The following is a 1,263-nucleotide window of genomic DNA, read 5'->3' as shown; positions in this document are numbered from 1 at the left end:
TGAGGTGGTCCCGGTTTGGCGGACAGATTGGCGGCTTTGCTAAGCTTGGTTCTGGTGTGCGTTACGCCGCCATGTCGATGCTGTCGCAGGCCGTATGGACCTCCTCCGGCGTTCTGCCGCCGAGGGCCGAGTGGGGCCTCGTGCGATTATAGTAGGTGACCCACCTGCCGATCCCGGCCCGGGCCTCGGACCCGGTCTCGAAGGCGTTGAGGTAGATGCACTCGTACTTCAGAGACCGCCAGAGGCGCTCGATGAACACATTGTCCATCCACCGGCCGCGGCCATCCATGGAGATCCGCACACCGGCGTCCAGCAGCACCTTTGTGAAGCGCGGGCTGCTGAACTGGCTGCCTTGGTCGGTGTTGAAGATGCCCGGCCGCCCGAACCGGGACAAGGCCTCCTCCAATGCCTCGATGCAGAAATCGGCCTCCATGGTGTTGGACAGCCGCCATGACAGAACCCTGCGGCTGTGCCAGTCCATGATGGCGACCAGATACAGGAACCCGCGCCGCATCGGGATGTAGGTGATGTCGGCGCACCAGACCTGGTCTGGCCTGTCGATCGTCATGGTCCGCAAGAGATAGGGGAAGATGCGGTGCTGCGGGTGCCGCACCGTGGTCTTCGGCCGCTGGTAGATGGCGGCCAGCCCCATGCGGGCCATGAGGCGCCGCACGCGCTTGCGCCCAACCTCATGTCCCTGCCGGCGCAGATGACGAACCATCTGCCGCGAGCCGTACCAGGGCGTCTCGAGGAACTGGCCGTCGATCGCCCGCATAATGGCAAGGGTCTCGGGGCTTTCGGTCCGCGGCCCGCCGTAGAAGGCCGACCGGCTGATGCCGACCAGGGCGCACTGGCGCGTGATCGGCAGTTGGGGGTGATCCGGTTCGATCATGTCGCGTTTTGCCCCCACGCTCATCGCCCGGAGGCCCGACGCAAAAAATCCCGTTCCACCACCAGTTGGCCGATCTTGGCATGGAGCTGGTCGATCTCGCCCTCGCGGGCGGCGTCGGCGGCTTCCGCCTTGCCGGAGAACACCGCGGCCATCCCCTCGACGGCCTGCTTCTTCCAGGCGTTGATCATGGTCTGGTGGAGACCATGCTTCGCCGCCAGCTGCGCCACGGTCTGCTCCCCGCGAAGCGCCTCCAGGGCCACCTTCGCCTTGAACTGCGCTGAATAACGCTTCCTCTTCCCGGTCATCGGGCTCGTCCTTCCGTCAGGCCGAACCAAGCTTAACTCCCTGTCCGATTTTCGGGGACCACCTCA

General features: G+C 65.2%; 1 protein-coding gene. It reads right to left on the bottom strand.

Features of this window, described 5'->3' with window-relative positions; genetic code table 11:
• Positions 1-61 precede the first annotated feature (61 nt).
• Positions 62-1,197, bottom strand: a protein-coding gene (locus K9U40_RS22995; RefSeq protein ID WP_282892402.1) for an IS3 family transposase whose coding sequence is annotated in 2 segments (ribosomal slippage) — positions 62-942 and positions 942-1,197 — 1,137 coding nt in all. Because the reading frame shifts where the segments join, the coding sequence is not laid out codon by codon here.
• Between the last annotated feature and the right edge of the window lie 66 nt (positions 1,198-1,263).

It is taken from the genome of Xanthobacter autotrophicus, assembly GCF_030015065.1.
Taxonomy (GTDB): Bacteria; Pseudomonadota; Alphaproteobacteria; order Rhizobiales; family Xanthobacteraceae; genus Xanthobacter; species Xanthobacter autotrophicus_D.
This window is presented reverse-complemented; position numbering and strand designations above follow the sequence as displayed.